This is a genomic window from Streptomonospora alba, from assembly GCF_000826685.1.
Lineage (GTDB): Bacteria > Actinomycetota > Actinomycetes > Streptosporangiales > Streptosporangiaceae > Streptomonospora > Streptomonospora alba.
In genome coordinates, this window is the sequence record NZ_JROO01000024.1 from 13,448 (window position 1) to 30,300 (window position 16,853).

Here is a 16,853-nt window from a genome sequence, read left to right on the forward strand (position 1 = left end):
ATCCGCCGAGGTAGACCAGCGGCGCGGCACCGCACCTGGTCGATCAGTGGGGCGTCGACCCACGCCGCAGCAGTGGGAGTTGCCACGTGGGGGGCGCCGTCTTCGGCGGCGGGATCCGATCCGGCGACCGCTCCGCATGTGCGGTGGATCTTCGCGGAGCGGCCGGCCGGGCGGAGCAGGGCCGGTATCGCCCGGTGGCTCAGCGAGCGGGGGTGGCGTGCCCCTCGGGCGCGGATCGGGAGCGCAACCTCCATCGCGCTGGAGAGGTGTGGACGGTACTTTCCCGTTCGACGTTAATTCAGCACTAGCTGCACCTTTCTAGTGAGGGGGTGATCGGGGCCCAGGACGCGCACGGCGTCGTCGCCGTGGAGGTCGCGCAGCCGGTTCCGGGCGTTGTCGAGCTCGCCCAGAGCCGCGTAGCAGCGGGCGAGTTCGAAACGGACCTCAATGGCGTCCTCTGTCTCCTCCTCGCCGAGTGCGCGGTAGTTGTCCAGCAGGTCGAGCAGCACCTCGACGGCCTCGGCGTAGCGGTCCAGCTCGACCAGGCACGCGGCCAGAGCGTCCCGGCAGTCGATGACGTCGGTCGCCCCCTCTCCGTGATGCTCGATGAGCAGCGGGAGCAGCCTCCGGTACTCCCGCTCGGCCTGGTCGATGCGGCGGGCGTAGAACCAGGTGTCGGCCCGCATCCGGGTGAACCGCAGACAGACGTCGTCGGGAAGCTCCTCCGCGTTGACGAGCGCGTCGGACAGGACGTCGCCGGCCTGGATGAATCGCTGATCGTCCACGAGGCGGTCCACCTCGTCGTACACCTCATCCGGGTCGATCGGCCCGGTCGGATACGGCGCGGGGAAGGCGGGAGCGGCCGCCCGCGCGGTGCCGCCGCCGGTTCGGGAACGGGGCGCGAACGGGTACCGGAACGGGCGGGTCGGGTCGTGCTCCCCGCTCGTGTCGGGGGTTCCCACCGGTCGCGGTGCCGGCAGGAAGGGAGCCAGCCGGGTGAGGACCTCGTCGGCATGGGCCGGGCGCTCGGCCGGCTCCTTGTGGAGGAGGCCGGCTATGAGCGCGGCGAGCGGCGCGGGCGCGTCGTCGCGGAGCTCGCCCAGAGGGGGCGGTGCGGTGTGCACCTGGTGGAACAAGAGCGCCTCGGTGCGCGCGCCGGTGAACGGGGGACGGCCGGTGAGCACCTCGAACAGCAGGCAGCCCAGCGAGTACAGGTCGGTGCGCGCGGTGGCGTCTGCGCCGGTACAGACCTCGGGAGCCATGTACGGAGCGCTGCCGAGGGCCTCGTGGCTCCGGGTGAGCCGGGGGATGCTCGGATCGAGCAGGATCGCGATGCCGAAGTCGAGGAGTTTCACGGCGCCGTCGGGGCCCACCATGACGTTGGGGGGCTTGATGTCGCGGTGCACCAGGAAGCCGGAGTGGGCTGCGGCGAGGACGGAGGCGAGCTGCGCCCCGATGGCGACCGCGCTCTCCACGGGCAGCGGGCCCCGCTGCGCGAGGAAATCGCCGAGGTTCCGCCCCTCCACGAGCTGCATGACGAGGTACAGTTCCCCGTTCTCGGTTCCGGCGTCGTAGACGGCCGGAACGCCGGGGTGCTCGACGCGCGCGGTCATCCTGGTCTCCCGCAGGAAGCGTTCGACCAGCACGCCGGCCTGCGTGTCGGAGGCGCTCAAGTCCTTTTGACTCATGAGTTTCACGGCGATCCGCCGGTCGAGCCGGCGGTCGTAGCCGCGGAGGACCACGCCCATGCCGCCCTGGCCTATGGGGGTGGTCAGTTCGTAGCGGTCGGCGATGACGCGTTGCTGGAACATCGAAAAACCGTGATTCCGTGATTCCGTGGAGCAGGGGGCACTCAGGCGGCGTCGCGGCGCAGCCGCCGGTAGGCGCGTCCGCGGGCCTTGCGCACGAACTCCTCCCGGAATTCGTCGTTGTCGCTGAACATCCGCAGGAACTCGGTCCGGCTCTCGGCGATCTCGTACACCTTGTCCTCGAAGGCGGTGTCGAAGACCAGGCCGAAGTCCTCCTCGCCGTTGGCGTCGGCGGCGCTGGCCATCTCTTCGCCGAGGACCGCGTCGAGGGGGTCGCCCATGTCGCCCGGGTGCGCGTTCCCGCCGTACTTCTTGTTGAGCTCGTCGATGAGCTCCTGCAGGGAACCGGTCTCGGGTTCCTCCGCGGTGCCGCTCCCGCCTTCGGAGAACCCGGGCAGCACCTGAGCGCCCTCGGAGGCCAGGCGTTCGTCGTGCACACCGGTCTGCTTGAGCCGGAACTGCTCGACGGCGGTCCCGGAGAGGTCGATGTCGGATTCCTCCTTGCGGTTGGGCAGCCGGTTCAGCAGCAGCTTGCCGTACTGGAACAGCCGCTCCAGCCCGCTGTCGGTGAACGGCACGATCTGGGCGAGGAAGGCGTACATCCGGACGAAGTCCCGCAGGGCGGCGCGGAAGGACTCCGCGGCGTCGGGGTCCTCCTCCTGCAGCCGGACGAACCGTTTCGCGGCGGGTTCGGTGTGCCGGTTCATCTCCGCGTGCAGGCGCTGCCGTTCGCGGCCTTCGGCGGGGGAGCGGTCGGCGGCGGCGAACGCTTCGGCGAAGTCGGCGAGTTCGTGCTCGACGAGCAGCTGGTGCTCCATGACCTCGCGTTCGGCCGTGTAGAGCAGGTTGGGGTCGGTGGGGGTGGTCAGGGTGGTCTCGTAGTACCGCTGGAAGGACTTGCGGATGTCCTCGGCGTCGTTGGCGAAGTCGAGGACGAACAGGTCGTCCTGGCTTTTGGCGGGGTGGGTGCGGTTCAGCCGCGACAGGGTCTGCACCGCCTGCACGCCGGTGAGTCTGCGGTCCACGAACATGGTGGTCAGTAGCGGCTGGTCGAAGCCGGTCTGGTACTTGTCGGCGACGACGAGGATGCGGTACTCGGGTTTGCCGTTCGCCGGGGCGCCGGGGTCGTCGGCGCGCGTGTAGCCGAACCGTTCGGGCAGTTCCTTCTCGCCGAACCCGTTGAGGGTGGTTTCGGTGACCTTGTCGTCGGGGTTGCCGTCGACCTCCAGTTCGCCGGAGATCGCGACGAGCGCCCTGCAGTCGCCGTATCCCAGTGTCGCCGCGTACTCGGTGATGGCCCGGTAGAGCTTCACGGCGTGGTTGCGCGACCCGGTGACGACCATCGCCTTGGCGCGGCCGCCCATGCGGCGCCGGGTGTCCCGGTGTACGTGCTCCACGATGACCTCGGCGCGCTGCTGCATGCTTTCGGGGCTGAGCATCGCGAACCGCACCAGCGCCGAGCGGGCTTTCTTGGTGTCGACTTCGTGGTCGTCTGTGTCGGGGCCGGCCAGTCGGAAGTAGTTGGCGTAGGTGATGTAGTTGCCGAGCACGTCGAGGATGAAGCCTTCCTCGATGGCTTGGCGCATCGAGTAGGTGTGGAACGCCTCGGGGGTGCCGGTGACCGGGTCGGGGGTGCCGAACAGTTCGAGGGTTTTGGGTTTCGGGGTGGCGGTGAACGCGAAGAACGACAGTTCCGGGTGGCGGCCGCGCGCCAGAGCCGAGGCGGTCAGGGGGTCGCCGTCGGCGTCGATGTCGTCGCTGCCGAGTTTGCGCAGGGCCCGCTTCATGGCTGAGGCGGAGTCGCCGGACTGGGAGGAGTGGGCTTCGTCGGCGACGATCGCGTACCGGTTCCCGCGCAGCGCGGTGACCTGTTCCAGCACATAGGGGAAGGTCTGCAGGGTCACGATGATGATCTTCGTGGTGGCGTCGGCGAGCGCCGCCGCGAGCTGGCCGGACTTGCTGCCGTCGGTGGTGGTGATGCGTTTGACCACGCCGGGGGTGTGGTCGAACTGGTAGATGGTGTCGCCGAGCTGCTTGTCCAGCACGGAGCGGTCGGTGACCACGATGGTCTTGTCGAACACCAGCTGGTCGGCGCCCAGCCCGGCCCCGGGGTCGAGGTCGGCGGGGTCGGGCACCGTGTGCAGGGTGGACAGCCGGTGCGCCAGCCAGGCGATGGTGTTGGACTTGCCGGAGCCGGCGGAGTGCTGGACGAGGTAGTTGCGGCCGCTGCCGTGCCGGGCGACGTGGTCGGTGATCCGTTCCACGGCGTGCCACTGGTGGTAGCGCGGGAAGATGAGCCGCCGTTCGTGCGGGGGTGTCCTGGCGCCTTTCTCCGGCAGTTCCAGGTGCAGGAACCGGCGCAGCAGGTCGAGCCAGGTGTCGCGTCGCCAGATCTGTTCCCACAGGTAGCCGGTGGCGTACCCGGAGGGTCCGGCGGGCGGGTTGCCTTTGCCGCCGGAGACACCGGGGCCTCTGGAGCCGGTGTTGAACGGGAGGAAGGAGGTGGCGTCCCCGGCGAGCCGCGTGGTGAGGTGCACCTCGTCGGTATCGACCGCGAAGTGCACCAGAGCGCGTTTGCGCAGCAGCGGTTCGCGGGGGTCGCGGTCGGTGCGGTACTGCCGTTTGGCGTGTTCCACGGTCTGCCCGGTGAGGGGGTTTTTCAGCTCGGCGGTGGCGATCGGTACCCCGTTGCAGAACAGCACCAGGTCGAGGGATTTCTCCGGCGTTTTCGCGGAGTAGTGCAGTTGCCGGGTGACGGTGAGGATGTTGGCGCGGTATTCGGCGTGGGCGTCGGCGCCGCCCGCGCCGGCGGGTTTGAAGAACGCGAGCCGTAGCTGCACTCCGCGGTCTTTGACGGGGTGCCGCAGCACGTCGAGCGCTCCTCGCCGGTCGATCTCGCCGGCGACGTGTTCGGCGAAGCGCCGCTGGAATTCCGCGGTGTCGCCGCCGTAGAGTTCGGTGAGCCGTTCGCACTCGTCGGGCTGGGTGCGGCCGAGGAACTGGAACAGCCGCCGGGTGTCGAGCGCGAGCCGCTGGTCGTAGTCCTGCTGGAGTCCTTCCACCCATTCGCCGGTCCCGGTGAGCGAGTCGACGATGACCGTCTCGAACGCCGCTTCGTGATGCGGGGGTTTCGGCGAGGGCATACGGGGCGGCTCCTTGGGCGCTGGGCTCCTTCCGAGGCCCCAGTATGGCCGAGTTCACCGGCCACGGCGGCGAAACAGGGTGAATCGGTCATACATCCGCCTGGCCGGATCGCGCCAATCGGGGGGTATCGAGTGTCCGACGCGCCGAGGCGGGAATGGTTTCTGGCCCGCCCCCTGCACATGGGAGGATCCCAGTGGAACGCCTGTGGGATGTCGACCTTTCCGCTCGTTTCGCGCGGCGTATGGGCAAGACCGCAGCCGAACTCGACAAGAGCCGGGTCAACGACGACTGCCCGGAGATCTGGGAACTCGACAACGGTGATGTGGCGATCGTGGGGCGCGACGTCACCGAGCGCTTCAGCGACCGCCTCCCGGCCGGTCTGAGCATAAGCGCCGATGAGCGGCTGGTGGTCATCCCCGGTGAGATGCTGCGCGCCGCCAAGGAGGACATCGCCGATGTTTGACGGTATCCGTGCCGCCGAGGGCACCTACCTGGACCGCCGCGCCTACCACGCCGACGCCGCCGCCCTGCGCGCGAACCCGGCCATGACCGGCGAGGTCTGGAAACTGGAGCGGTCGCAGTTCTTCCACGAGACCGGGGACCCCGCCTGGGAGGCGTTCTGCTCCGGCGACTGGGGCCGCGTCCTGGAGATCTTCGAGAGCGAGCGCACCGCCATCCGGGGCGAGGCCGAGGAGTACGCGCGTCTGGGGCTTAGGCTGCGGCGGCTGCGTATCGTCGAACTCCCGCCCACCCCCTACCTCCGGTGGGAGATGTACAGTCATCGGATATTCGTCGAGAGCGGTTTCGAAATCGGAGTACTCGACGCCGGCCGGGTCCGCTGGTTCGAGCGGGAACGGCCCCTACCGGAACTCATGGTGTACGGCGGAGAAGTTGTCTACCAAGTCCACTACGACGAGCATTGGGCCCCGGCCGGGGCGAAGCGGATCGATGATCCGGCGCTGGCGCGTGCCGCCGCACGCACTGTCTCCGCTCTGTACCGGCAGGCCGAACCGTTCATGGAGTTCTTCGAACGGGAGATCGCTCCCCGGACTCCGGAGCCCGTCACGGCCTGAGCCGAGGCGGTGGACGCTCGGGCCGTCCTCCGCCGCCGATCGCGGAAGCACCCGGCCGCTGACGGTTGCCACGGTTCTGCTGCTCGTCGTGGTGGCGGTCGCGCTCGTCGGCGTTTCCCCGCTGGGGTTGCGGGCCTTCGGCGGGGCCGACGGGGAGTGGGAGCGGTTGAGTCTCATCGGGCAGACCTACGGCGCGGTCTCCGCGCTGATCGCGGTCCTGGCACTGGTCGGTGTGGCGGTGACGCTGGTCTTCCAGGCGCGGGAGACGCGCCACTCGGTCGAGGAGAGCCGCCGCCAGGCGATGGGCGAGCTGCTCCAAATGGCCATGGACGATCCCGATCTCGACGAGTGCTGGGGACCGGTGCCCGGTGACGAGGATCCCAAGACCCGCAAGCAGCAGCTCTACACGAACATGATCGTGACGCAGTGGGGAACGGCGTTCCGGGCGGGCGCGATGCCGGAGAGGCGGCTGCGGGCGAACGCCGCCGAGATGTTCCGCGGGCCGGTGGGGCGTGCCTACTGGGCTGCCGCCCGCGAGTCCCGGCTGAGGACGACCGGCCATCGGTTGGACCGGCGGTTCAACGAGATCCTCGACGAGGAGTATCAAAAGGCGGTCCCTGCTGAGCCCGCGCAGCACGGCGGCAACCGGGAGGGCGCGCCCCCGGAGGGAGAGGAACGCACCCGCAGCGGCGCGGGGCGCCTGCTGCTCGCTTTGGCGAGCGGAGCGGCGATCGCCGGTGCCGCCGCCGGAATCGTCCAGTACCTGCGCCGGAATCGTCATCTCTCGCAAGGAACATCAGGACCTACTCAAGAAGTGTCGCCTTGTCCCGAAGGCCCGCCTTCAGGGCGTCGTCGCGGACGCTTTTCAGCGTGGCCTTACCGCCGGCTTTCTTGACGTGCCAGAAGGTCCAACCGTTGGCGGACTGCCGGTTCAGGACGAACATGGCCGCCGATGACACGGCGGTGAAGATCTCCCCGGAGTCGACCTTCACATGGCCGTCGCCGAGGATGGTGGCGGTATAGCGCTCACCGGCGCGGGTGCCGAATATCTCCTGCCCGGCAGCCAGGTAGCCGTTCTGGATGAGTTCGCCCACGGTGACGTCGTAGCGCGCTCGGCCTCGCCGGGCGGCACGCCGCTCGGGCGTCACCTGCTTGGGGATCTTGAATCCGTAGTTCTCCGGTGCCCACACCAGTTCGCACAACCGCTGGTACAGCTTCTGGCGCTCGTCGATGGCTTTCGCGGTGAACTCGGAGTCGTCCTTGTAGCTCTGGAACAGTTTCGCCAGCCCGTACTCCCTGTTGTTGCGGAGCTTGCGGAAACCGGGGTTCCTGGCGCGGTGGAACTCCGGGTGGAGTGAGGCGGCGAGCACGTTCTGCTGTCGGTATGCCGCGATCTTCTCGCTGAGGGGAACGTCCCGGTAACTCGCGTTCTCGCTCTTGTTCAGGAGCAGCAGGGCGCCGAGCCGGTCACGCAGGGCGTTGAACTTGGCGAGTGTCGGGGCTTCGGACTGGTAGCGCTCGGGCTTGTTGGCCCAGATGTGTTCGATCTCGTACGGGCGCTGCCGGTCCAGGTAGCTGGCGATGGGGTCGGGTTTGCCGCATTCCTTCTCAACCCAGGCGGTGACCCGGGCGAGCAGGTAGCGCACCTGTTTCCTGTTGTCGTGCCGCAGGCCGAACTTGGTCGCGGTGATCCCGGTGAAGTCATCGTCGAGTCCGGCGATCTCCTGGCTGAGCAGGTTCCTGACGTCCTCACTGGTTCGGCAATCGCGGAGCCGCGGCACCAGATGGGCGACGTCGTCGTCCAGGGCGTCGGGTTGGCGCGCCTTGTCGTTCACGAAGCGGCGAACGTAGAGGAGGTCGAGGTATCCAGCGACCAGGACCGCCTTGCTCCAGAACTCGTCGAGGTCGTCGGTGGGGGAGACGGTGGCGAGGATTGCGGTGTACTGCTGGTCGAGGCCGTTCACCGCGTTGTGGAAGAGGGGCTCACGGTCCTTGTAGGGCTCTTTCGCGGCCCGCAGCAGGGAGACGTACCGGTCGGCGAGACCGCAGATTTCCTTGGTGACGAAGCGGTGGTACGAGTCCTTGCCGTGCAGGTTGAGCCGGCCGTGGTTCTCGCGGACCCATTCGTGCGCCGCCGTGCCGATCCTGTCGGTGTCGCTGCCCGGTCCGGTTTCGGAGAGATCGGCGTACTTGGCGGTCAGCATGGCGGTGATGAAGTCGCTGGGGGTGTAGGGCTCGTTGGCGATGATCCGGGCGAGCATCGTGCGCCATTCCACGTCGAGTTGGTGACGGTCGTGCGCGTGGGAGAGCAGGAAGCCCTTCAGCAGTTCGATGGGGTCGAGCTTGACGCCCCGGTCGTTCATCGTCTTGAAGATCTCCCAGCCCTGTTCGCGGCTGTCGGCTTTGATACCGACGAGGCACACGCGGTCGCGGAGCCAGTCCAGGAAGGGGAGGAGGCTTTCACCGCGTAGCTCGGGCGGGAAGGTCTCGTCGAGGTCGCGGGCGCGTTCGTAGAGGTTGCGCACCGAGGGCGTGGAGTTCTCCGGGAGGGTGTAGGGCCCTCCCTTGTAGATGGAGTCGAGTAGTGCGCTCCGCTCGTCGATGGCGATGGTGTAGGTGCGCCGGCCGTGTTTGGAGACGCGGATCAGTTTGTCGAGTTCGCTCAGGTCGTCGTCGGCGTCGATCTGCTGCTCGACGAGCAGTCGGCGGAGGTGCATCAGCAGCAGGTGGAGCGTGGTGATGCGCTGCTGGCCGTCGACGAGGTAGGTGGTCTCACCTTCCTCGAAGTACACGAACGGCCCGAGGAAGTACGGGGCGTACTCGGACGTCTGGGACCTGCTGTGCTCGGGGTGCCACGAGGCGGCGAACCGCTGGTACAGGTCCTCGACGAGGGAGCCGACGTGCTTGCGGGTCCAGACGTATTCACGCTGGTAGTAGTCCAGTCCGAACCGCTGCCCGGAGAAGAGTTGCTCGATGGTGAAGCCGTGACCACTGATGGGGGATTCGGCCATGCGGGGCGACGCTCCTCGTTGATCGACGCGCTGCACAGGGGACGCTGATCGTCGTACCCCTTGGACGGGTGGAGCGAATCCCGGTTGGTGACCTGACCCGGCCACTGCGACTCCCGAGCCACCGGTATTCGGCCGACGAGTCGAAGAGTTCTACAGGCGGGCGGCCTTCACAGCGGTGAGGAACGCCGACCACTCGGAGCCGGAGAAGGACAGGTGCCCCGCCTGCGGGTGCTTGGAGTCCCGCACGGCGACCGAGGAGGGGAGGGCGGCGCTGGAGCACTCGACGCAGTCGGCGTTAGTTCCGCTGTAGGAGCTCTTGCGCCAGGTTTCCGCTGAGAGTCGGGTGCTCATAGGGGATGCCTTCATTCCTGATCGAGTTCCTTTGCGATGGCCGCAACAGTATCCACGGAGTCTTGGCGCGTCAGCGCGACTGACTTCAGCCTATCGGCCTCGGTTCGGAAGAAGGCGACTTGCTCGGGTTCCTCCAGGAAGAGCCCGGAGATCTTGTGGTCCAGGTAGACCACGGGGCCGTCCTTGACGAAGTCGAACAGCGCGAAGGCGCCGTCCAGGCCGGTGTGCGCGCCCACGGTGTAGCGCAACACCCACAGGTGCACGTTGGGACGCTCGGTCGCTTCGGCGAGGTGGCGGAGTTGGCGTGCCATGGTCTTCGCGCTGCCGACGACCCTCCGGAGTGCGCACTCGTCCAGGATGACCTCGAAAGTCGGGGGGTTCTCCCGGCTGAGGATCGCCTGCCGGCTCATTCGCGCCGCCACCCGGATCTCGGCGTCGTCTTCCGAAACGCCACCGGCTTTCATCAACGCCCGAGTGTAGTCCGGGGTCTGCAACAGGCCGGGCAGGAGCAGCGGCTGAAAGTTGAGGATGCTGGTCGCGGCGGGTTCGATCTGGATGAGGGTTCTCGACTCCTGGGAGAGCGGTCCCTGGATCTCCCACAGGTTCGGTTCGTCGGCCCGCTCGGTCTTGGCCAGCAGACGATCGCGCTCCTCCCCGGTGACGCCGTAGATGACCAGGAGCGAGGCCACGTCTTCGGTCGTGATGCCCTGCTTCCCGGTCTCGATCCGGGAGAGTCGGGAGGGTTGCCAGCCAAGTTGTGTTGCGACGTGTCGGAGGCTGAATCCCCGCATGTTGCGCAACGCTCGCAGATCAGCTCCCAAGCCGCGACCGGCGATGGTGCTCTGGCGTGCGTGGGACATGCGTTCCTCCGTGGCTGGTTCGCGGGCGTAGCGGGACGACTGGGAGTACAGACTTCGCGAATGTGGACATGTTTCTCGGGTTTCGAGTTTTTCTGGGAAAGCCTGTCACGTTGCTTCGGTGTTGAGCTACTGTTGCGGCAATTATAGCAACACTTCAACGTTGGGAGGAGTCAGCATGCCCATGCCCTCGCCCGAACCGTCCATAGGATCTGTCCGCCGCTCCCTGCTCTCCCGCTTGCAGGAAGAGATCCACGGGTTCGGCCGGCCCGCTCTGATCGCCTTGGCGGGTTCCGACCATCCGGTGATGCACACCATCGGTCCCGACGGCCGCCGGGTCGCCGTCGTAGCCATGTGGCTGGGGGACTCCTGGTGGTTCGTCTGGGGCCGGGACGGTCAGGCTCCGGCGGACTCTCCGCGCGACGTTGCCGCGATCCTCGCCGGGCTCCGCCCGGCGGACGGGGGCGGCGCGGGAAAAGTCCGGGATCTGTTCAGCCGCCGCCCTCGCGCACGTGGTAAGCAGGTCGCGCACGCCGCCTCGGGTGCGTTCGCGGAGGTGGCGTGATGGAAGACGTACTCTCTCCGTTCACGCTCAGCGCCTACCGGTCCTTTCCCGGTACGGCGGAGCAGTGCCGTGAGGTCCGCCTTTGGGCGCGGGCGCTGGTGCGCGACTTTCACGACGTGGCCGACGCCGTGGAAGTGGTCGCCAGCGAGTTCTTCAGCAACGCCCTGCGCCACACCGCCTCAGGCCGCCCCGACGGTGAGGTGGACGTGGGCTTGGTGGGTCTGGCGGCCGGTGTCCTCCACCTGGAGGTGATCGACCAGGGGCAGGCCATCACCCGAGCCGAGAGCCGCCCCCTCGACCCGATGCGCCCCGGCGGCTGCGGCCTGGCCCTCGCCGGTGCCCTTTCCCACGGCTGGGGCCGCGTGCCCGCCGAAGCCGACCCGTGCTGCGGTGTCCACACCCCCACCCCCGACGACTACACCGGCCCGATGGTCACCTGGGCCCACTTCCACACCAAGATCAGACGCTGACCCTCACCCCCCTGTCCGGTAGGGCGGCCGTCGATCCGCGCCCCGGCGTCACCCCACGGCCGCCCGCCCCGCTGTCGTGACATCGAGCTGGCCGGTGACAGCGGCAGTGATGAGCGCCTGGCGTCGCTCAGCGAGGAGGGAGAGCTGGCGGTCGATTGCGTCTTTGGCTTCTCTGATGCTTTCCAACGACTTATAGACGGCGGAGACCAGTTCCCGCTGTCGGGAGACCTCAGGTAGCGGAATGGGGAACGCAAGAACCTTGCTGCTGTTGGTCGAAGCGAGATTTGTGCTGCGCACACCGGTGCTCTCGAAATAGCAGCGTCCATGCAACGACCGTGTGAGAAGGGCTAGGTAATCGGGATCGAGATGGTCTTTAGACGGGCGCAGAGCGAATATGTGATTTTGGTGTAGCGCGCCGGGGATCTCGCCGCGCCAGACCGTCCCTCGTCCCAATTTGTCGATGTCTCCTCCTTCGGTCATGAGAACATCGCCTGCCCGCAGTGTGGAACGCGCAGCGACTGGAACCGGGACCGTGATCTGCGACACGGAAGAAAGGTCCACATGATCCGCTTGTACGTTGGCGACACGCAAATAGGGAAGGGTGACGCTTCTTTCGCCAGTATCCCTGGACTCGTCGAGGGTAACACCGCCCTGGATTCGACATACGTACCCGAGTCGGACCAATGGAGTGGAATCCTCCAGTCGTGGGAGCCATTTCCAGGGATATGTTCCGAGTGGCGAGGTGAGGATTCCCGGAAATAAGGACTCCGATACTTCTGCATAGGCGCGTTCGGCGAGTTTGTTGGACTGGCGTTCACGGGTTTGGATTAGCCGATCAATCCGCCCCGTCTCGGTATCGAGAAAGTCGGCGATGCGTCGTTGGTCGTCCATGCTGGGATTGGGTAGGGTGAGGTTGCCAACTTGTTCGGCGTTGAGGTTTGATTGTGTGTTGCTTCGCGCGAATTGATGGATATTGGGGCGGATGCTTATCAATGCATAATTGAGGAAGCGTCCGTCAACTGTTCTGTTTGGGGTAATACCGAGGATTGCCTGGTTCCAAGTTCCGCTCGGTTCAAGCCAAGCGGTGTGCCCTAAACTGGCGTACATGCTGAAAAGTAGTGTTTTGGGAGGGGAAGGTCTGAGTCGCGCGGCGACTAACCCCTTCTTAGTGATCCGGCTATTTGTGCCAGTGACCTTATCGTGGGTTGACATATCAGATATGGAAACCCAGGGGTATCCGTAATCGTCATCAGACCAGTATTCTTCTACGTCTGATTTCGGTGTTCCCCCGGCTGTTAGTTTGGCTATGTATTTAAGGCGAACGGTTGGCCACATCACTCCGTCACCTCCCCCAACAAACACTGGATCTCTCCCTCAAGCTCCTTAAGCTCGGCATCGATCTCTTCCAGTGGTCTTGGAGGGGTGTATTGGTAGAAATGCCTGGTGAAGGGAATCTCGTAGCCCACCTTGGTCTTACTCTCGTCGATCCAGGCGTCAGGGACGTGCGGGAGGACCTCGCGCTCCAGGTAGGCGTGGATGTCCTCGTCCAGCGGAACGTTTTCGTAGTCGCGCAGGTCCGTGTCGGGAAGGACATCGCCCTTCTTGTCCTTCTGCAGCTCGCCTTCGGGGTCGCTGACGCCGACCGCGTTCCACACCTGCTTGGTGACGGCGGCCGGGATGCCGGTCAGCCCCGCGTCGGCGTAGGCGGCCTTCAGCGTGGCGTCGAAGTCGGCCCTGCTGTAAACCGGATCCCGGCCGGCCAGAGGGCGCAGCGCGGCGAGGACCTTGTCCCGCAGATCGGTGTCCTTGGCGAGGGTCTTGTTGGCCTCCAGCTCGGCCAGCGCCTCCTCGGTCACCTCGAAACGCAGCCGCAGCGGGCGCTCGACCGTGATTCGCCGGTACCCGAAATCCCTCGGCCGGAACACCTTCACCCGCGAGTCCGACTCCGCCTCGGAGAGGGCGTTCACGTACACCTTCGTCAGCTCTGCGATCCGGTCGTCCGGGATGAACTTGCGCTTGTCGCCGAGACTCTTGCGCATCTTCTCCCACTCCTCGCGGGCGTCCAGCAGGATCACCCTGCCCCTGTGGGCCGGATCCTTCTTGTTCGACAGGATCCAGAAGTACGTAGAGATCCCCGTGTTGTAGAAGAGCTGGTCCGGCAGGGCCACGATCCCTTCCAGCCAGTCGTTCTCCAGGATCCACCGGCGGATATTGGACTCGCCCGACTCCGCACCGCCCGTGAACAGCGGGGAACCGTTGAACACGATCGCCACGCGCGCTCCCCCCTCGTCGGGTGTTCGCATGTGGTGGATCATGTGCTGCAAAAAGAGCAGCGAACCGTCGTTGATCCGGGGCAGCCCCGCCCCGAACCGGCCCCGGTACCCCTTGTTCTCGTGCTCGGCCTCGACCTCGGCGCGGGCCTGCTTCCACTCCACCCCGAACGGCGGATTGGCCAGCAGGTAACTGAACGACCGTGCGGCGTGCCGGTCGTCGGTGAAGGAGTTGCCGAGCTTGATGTTGTCGGCCTGCTCACCTTTGATCAGCGTGTCCGAGCGGCTGATCGCGTAGGACTCCGGATTCATCTCCTGGCCGAACAGCTTCACGGTCGCGTTCGGGTTGTGCTCGGTGATGAAGTCCTCGGCCGCGGTGAGCATGCCCCCGGTTCCGCACGCCGGGTCCAGCACGGTGAAAACCCTGTTCGGGGTGAGTAGATCGGCCTCGTCCGGCGACAGCAGCAGCTTCACCATCAGGTTGATGACCTCTCGCGGGGTGAAGTGCTCACCGGCGGTCTCGTTGGAGATCTCGGAGAACCTGCGGATCAGCTCCTCGAACAGGTAGCCCATTTGATGGTTGGACACCCGCTCCGGGCTCAGATCCACCTCGGCGAACTTGCCCGCCACCTGGTACAGCAGTCCCGACTTCTCCAACCGGGCGATCTGGTTGGTGAAATCGTAGTGCTCGAAGATGTCCGCGGCCGTCGTGGAGAAACCGCCGATGTAGGTACGCAGGTTCCGCGCGATGACGTGCTCGTCGGTCTCGGACCCCACGATCCTCGTCAGGCTCAGATTCGACTCGTTGAAGAAGCTCAACCCCAGCGGCCGGACGAACGACAGGAGCTGGCGCTCCCGGTTCTCGATCCCCTTCTCCTTGAGCTCGTCGCGCTTTTCGATGATGGCGGCCTTGTGCGGCTCCAGCACGCACTCCAGCCGCCGCAGCACGGTGAACGGCAGCACCACCCGGCCGTACTCCGACTGCTTGTAGCTGCCGCGCAGCAGGTCGGCCACCGACCAGAGGAAGCCGGCGAGCCGCTGGTGCTCAGAACTCATTGCGGGTTTTCCTTACCGAGAACGAAGGGGGGTCAGGGAAAGTCTGGGACGCGGTTACGACAAGCGCGACCGGTTCCGCCGATCCGGCGCCGCTCATCCGCCGGGAGTGCCGTCCGGCCCGTCGGCGATCGGGCGGAGCGCGCCGTGGATCAGGCCGTCGACCATCGTGCGCCGCGCCTCGTCACCCGCCCGGTACAGCCCGTCAAGGGCGGTGCGGAACTCATCCAGCCGGCGGAAGGCCGCCCCGATCCGCTGCTGGTCCAGCAGCGGCAGGCGCGGTAGCTCCACCCGCCGGACGTCGACGAGGGAGGAACGGTGCAGTGAGGAGGAGCGCTGGGCCACCTCGGAGCCGCTGAACACGGCGGCCAGGAACCACGGATCGACCGCGTCGGGGTCCGGGCGCACGACCACTACGTTGCCCGCGACGGGTGTTCCCGCTTCGGTGTCTGCGACCACCCGAGCCGCCGGGCGGGCGAGGGGCGCGCGCGGCACCAGCACATCACCCGGTCGGGCCCGCACCGTGTCCGCACCCTCCGGTATCCGCTGCGACGGCGGGCCCCCGGACAGCACGTCCTTGACCGTGAACGCCAGAAGGGCCTCCGGCCCGGCGGCGTCGTCCTCCCCGCGGCGGTGCGACGGTGTCCAGAGCAGCTCCACCTGCCCGCGGCGCACCAGATCATGCACGGTCACCGCGGCCCGCGACCCGGGCGACGCCTCGGCGACCTCCGGCAGCAGCCCCGGGAGCCGCCCGGCGAGCCCGGCCAGGGCCTTACGGGCCTCACCGAGCCCGGACACATCGGGGGCGGCCGGGCTGAGGTGCCGGGCCGGGGTGACATCCACGTCCTCGCCGAGAAGGTCGACCACCGGCACCGCCCGTCGGTAACCGGCCTCCTCGCCGCCGGTCTCCCGGCCGGCCGCGAACGGCTCGTAGGCGTCCAGCACCGCCTCGCGCACCTTCGGCCAGGCGGGTTCGGCGACCGCCGCGGCGGCATCCACCATCAGCACATCGGAGGGCGCGGGCTCGTTCTCGGCGGGGCGCCGCAACACCCACAGTGTGAGGGGAACGCCCATCGGGGGTGCGAGCCCGGCGGGCAGGGCGACCACCGCGCGCAACGCCCCCCGGCGCAGCAGCTCCGAGCGGATCCGGCGCCCGGAACGCCGCGACGCCACCCCTGGCGGGAGGACCACGACGACCGCGCCGCCGGGCCGGACACGGGCGAGTGCGTGCTGCACCCAGGCGAGTTCCGAGTCCCCTTTCGCCGGCAGCCCGTACTCCCAGCGGGCGTCGAAGCCCAACTCTTCGACACCCCAGTCCCGCTGGTTGAACGGCGGGTACACCAGGACCGCGTCCGCAGACAGATCGGGGAAGGCGTCTGCGCGCAGCGAATCGCCCGCGCGGATATCTGGTTCGGCACCGGCCAGCGCCAGCCGCACCCTGCCCAGCCGTGCCAAGCCCGCGGCCAACTCCTGACCGACGGGACGCACCCCCCGGCCGCGCAGGAACGCCGTGCGCAGCAGGGTGGCCGCCCCGCACGCCGGGTCGAACACGGTGCCCCCGGGGCGGCCGGCGAGATCCACCATCAGTTCGGCGAGCTCATCGGGGGTGGCGGTGAACTGGCGGGTGACCGAGGTGAGGAAGCGCTCGTAGAGCCGCTCGAAGGCCTCCTGCGGGCCGCCCTCCTCACGGGCCAGCTCGGCGAGGGCCTCCAGTGCCTCCCGGAACGTGTGAACAGGGGGGAGCTCCGGTGCGCCGGTGTCGGGGACGGCTGTGAACACCGCCCGGATACGGTCGTCCAGCTCGGCGTCCGCCACTGCCGCCGTGTCGCGCTCCGAGGCCGCCACCAGCAGTGCCGCACCCGCGAACGCCACCGCGTCGGCGGTGTCCAGCCGGCCCCGCGCGGCGTCCATGAGCTGCCACACCGACTCCACGCTCGGCGCGCGGGCGAGCTTGCCCTGCTGCTCCAGCCAGCCGCGCACCTCGCGCAGGTCGAACGACGGGCTGGTGTCCGTGCCGCCCACCGGTTCCGGGAAATCGCCGTACCTGCGCCGCCAGTTGCTCACCGCGGCGCGCCCCACCCCCGCCAGGCGGGCGATCTCGGCCGCGCTGACGGTCGCGGCGTCGCCGTCGCCGGTGTCCGGCATCGATCCTGCCATGGTGTTGACCCTATCGCAGCCGTATGTGCAGGGGAACACCCGTACACAGAAGTATGTTTGTTGACTACGTTCACAGTCATAGTTTACATTGACG

At 67.5% G+C, this 16,853-nt stretch carries 13 protein-coding genes; 5 read left to right on the plus strand and 8 right to left on the minus strand.

What is annotated here, in order from left to right:
• Positions 1-293: 293 nt before the first annotated feature.
• Positions 294-1,811, minus strand: a complete 1,518-nt coding sequence (locus LP52_RS12910) for a serine/threonine-protein kinase (protein ID WP_040273627.1) — start codon at positions 1,809-1,811, stop codon at positions 294-296.
• 41 nt (positions 1,812-1,852) lie between these two features.
• Entirely contained in the window at positions 1,853-4,951 is a 3,099-nt protein-coding gene (locus LP52_RS12915; RefSeq protein ID WP_040273629.1) for a type I restriction endonuclease subunit R, read from the minus strand.
• A 194-nt stretch (positions 4,952-5,145) separates the two neighbouring features.
• Here LP52_RS12915 and LP52_RS12920 point away from each other — a divergent pair, with 194 nt between their 5' ends.
• The 3 genes from LP52_RS12920 (at position 5,146) to LP52_RS26560 (ending at position 6,920) form a co-directional block, all read left to right on the plus strand.
• A complete protein-coding gene (locus LP52_RS12920; protein WP_040273630.1) occupies positions 5,146-5,415 on the plus strand; it encodes a hypothetical protein in 270 nt (89 codons plus the stop codon).
• The gene (locus tag LP52_RS12925) at positions 5,408-6,025 is read left to right on the plus strand and encodes a DUF6879 family protein (protein ID WP_040273631.1); all 618 of its coding nucleotides are present in this window, start codon (positions 5,408-5,410) and stop codon (positions 6,023-6,025) included. Before LP52_RS12920 ends, LP52_RS12925 begins: the two co-directional genes overlap by 8 nt.
• 88 nt (positions 6,026-6,113) lie before the next feature.
• A complete protein-coding gene (locus LP52_RS26560; protein ID WP_238580898.1) occupies positions 6,114-6,920 on the plus strand; it encodes a DUF6082 family protein in 807 nt (268 codons plus the stop codon).
• On the opposite strand, the gene LP52_RS12930 is transcribed toward LP52_RS26560, so the two are convergent.
• From LP52_RS12930 to LP52_RS12940, 3 genes are all read right to left on the minus strand, one after another.
• Positions 6,829-9,036, minus strand: coding sequence for a GmrSD restriction endonuclease domain-containing protein (locus LP52_RS12930; RefSeq protein ID WP_040273633.1), 2,208 nt, complete (start codon positions 9,034-9,036; stop codon positions 6,829-6,831). The two genes, LP52_RS26560 and LP52_RS12930, sit on opposite strands and share 92 nt — an antisense overlap.
• A 150-nt stretch (positions 9,037-9,186) precedes the next feature.
• Positions 9,187-9,387 carry a DUF397 domain-containing protein gene (locus LP52_RS12935; RefSeq protein ID WP_040273634.1) on the minus strand — a complete coding sequence of 67 codons (201 nt, stop codon included), beginning with the start codon at positions 9,385-9,387 and terminating at the stop codon, positions 9,187-9,189.
• Positions 9,388-9,398: 11 nt separating this feature from the next.
• Positions 9,399-10,247: a helix-turn-helix domain-containing protein gene (locus LP52_RS12940; protein ID WP_040273636.1), complete on the minus strand. Its 849-nt coding sequence runs from the start codon at positions 10,245-10,247 to the stop codon at positions 9,399-9,401.
• A gap of 175 nt (positions 10,248-10,422) precedes the next feature.
• Here LP52_RS12940 and LP52_RS12945 point away from each other — a divergent pair, with 175 nt between their 5' ends.
• Both LP52_RS12945 and LP52_RS12950 read left to right on the plus strand, forming a co-directional pair.
• A complete protein-coding gene (locus LP52_RS12945) occupies positions 10,423-10,809 on the plus strand; it encodes a hypothetical protein (RefSeq protein WP_040273638.1) in 387 nt (128 codons plus the stop codon).
• The gene (locus LP52_RS12950) at positions 10,809-11,279 is read left to right on the plus strand and encodes an ATP-binding protein (RefSeq protein ID WP_052809791.1); all 471 of its coding nucleotides are present in this window, start codon (positions 10,809-10,811) and stop codon (positions 11,277-11,279) included. The genes LP52_RS12945 and LP52_RS12950 overlap by 1 nt, the downstream gene beginning before the upstream one ends.
• A 48-nt stretch (positions 11,280-11,327) precedes the next feature.
• Here LP52_RS12950 and LP52_RS26565 read toward each other — a convergent pair whose 3' ends face one another.
• The 3 genes from LP52_RS26565 to LP52_RS12960 form a co-directional block, all read right to left on the minus strand.
• Positions 11,328-12,614, minus strand: coding sequence for a restriction endonuclease subunit S (locus LP52_RS26565; protein WP_238580900.1), 1,287 nt, complete (start codon positions 12,612-12,614; stop codon positions 11,328-11,330).
• Complete coding sequence (locus tag LP52_RS12955) at positions 12,614-14,605, minus strand: type I restriction-modification system subunit M (protein ID WP_040273639.1); 1,992 nt, start codon at positions 14,603-14,605, stop codon at positions 12,614-12,616. Before LP52_RS12955 ends, LP52_RS26565 begins: the two co-directional genes overlap by 1 nt.
• Before the next feature lie 93 nt (positions 14,606-14,698).
• Positions 14,699-16,759 carry an N-6 DNA methylase gene (locus tag LP52_RS12960; RefSeq protein WP_202966102.1) on the minus strand — a complete coding sequence of 687 codons (2,061 nt, stop codon included), beginning with the start codon at positions 16,757-16,759 and terminating at the stop codon, positions 14,699-14,701.
• Between the last annotated feature and the right edge of the window lie 94 nt (positions 16,760-16,853).

What these genes read in the sequence shown, in the direction of transcription:
- LP52_RS12930 (WP_040273633.1), bottom strand. Translation starts at nt 9,036, where the DNA reads ATGGCCGAATCCCCCATCAGTGGTCACGGCTTCACCATCGAGCAACTC.
- LP52_RS12915 (WP_040273629.1), bottom strand. Translation starts at nt 4,951, where the DNA reads ATGCCCTCGCCGAAACCCCCGCATCACGAAGCGGCGTTCGAGACGGTC.
- LP52_RS12945 (WP_040273638.1), top strand. Translation starts at nt 10,423, where the DNA reads ATGCCCATGCCCTCGCCCGAACCGTCCATAGGATCTGTCCGCCGCTCC.
- LP52_RS12925 (WP_040273631.1), top strand. Translation starts at nt 5,408, where the DNA reads ATGTTTGACGGTATCCGTGCCGCCGAGGGCACCTACCTGGACCGCCGC.
- LP52_RS26565 (WP_238580900.1), bottom strand. Translation starts at nt 12,614, where the DNA reads ATGTGGCCAACCGTTCGCCTTAAATACATAGCCAAACTAACAGCCGGG.
- LP52_RS12910 (WP_040273627.1), bottom strand. Translation starts at nt 1,811, where the DNA reads ATGTTCCAGCAACGCGTCATCGCCGACCGCTACGAACTGACCACCCCC.
- LP52_RS12940 (WP_040273636.1), bottom strand. Translation starts at nt 10,247, where the DNA reads ATGTCCCACGCACGCCAGAGCACCATCGCCGGTCGCGGCTTGGGAGCT.
- LP52_RS12950 (WP_052809791.1), top strand. Translation starts at nt 10,809, where the DNA reads ATGGAAGACGTACTCTCTCCGTTCACGCTCAGCGCCTACCGGTCCTTT.
- LP52_RS12960 (WP_202966102.1), bottom strand. Translation starts at nt 16,759, where the DNA reads ATGGCAGGATCGATGCCGGACACCGGCGACGGCGACGCCGCGACCGTC.
- LP52_RS12935 (WP_040273634.1), bottom strand. Translation starts at nt 9,387, where the DNA reads ATGAGCACCCGACTCTCAGCGGAAACCTGGCGCAAGAGCTCCTACAGC.
- LP52_RS12955 (WP_040273639.1), bottom strand. Translation starts at nt 14,605, where the DNA reads ATGAGTTCTGAGCACCAGCGGCTCGCCGGCTTCCTCTGGTCGGTGGCC.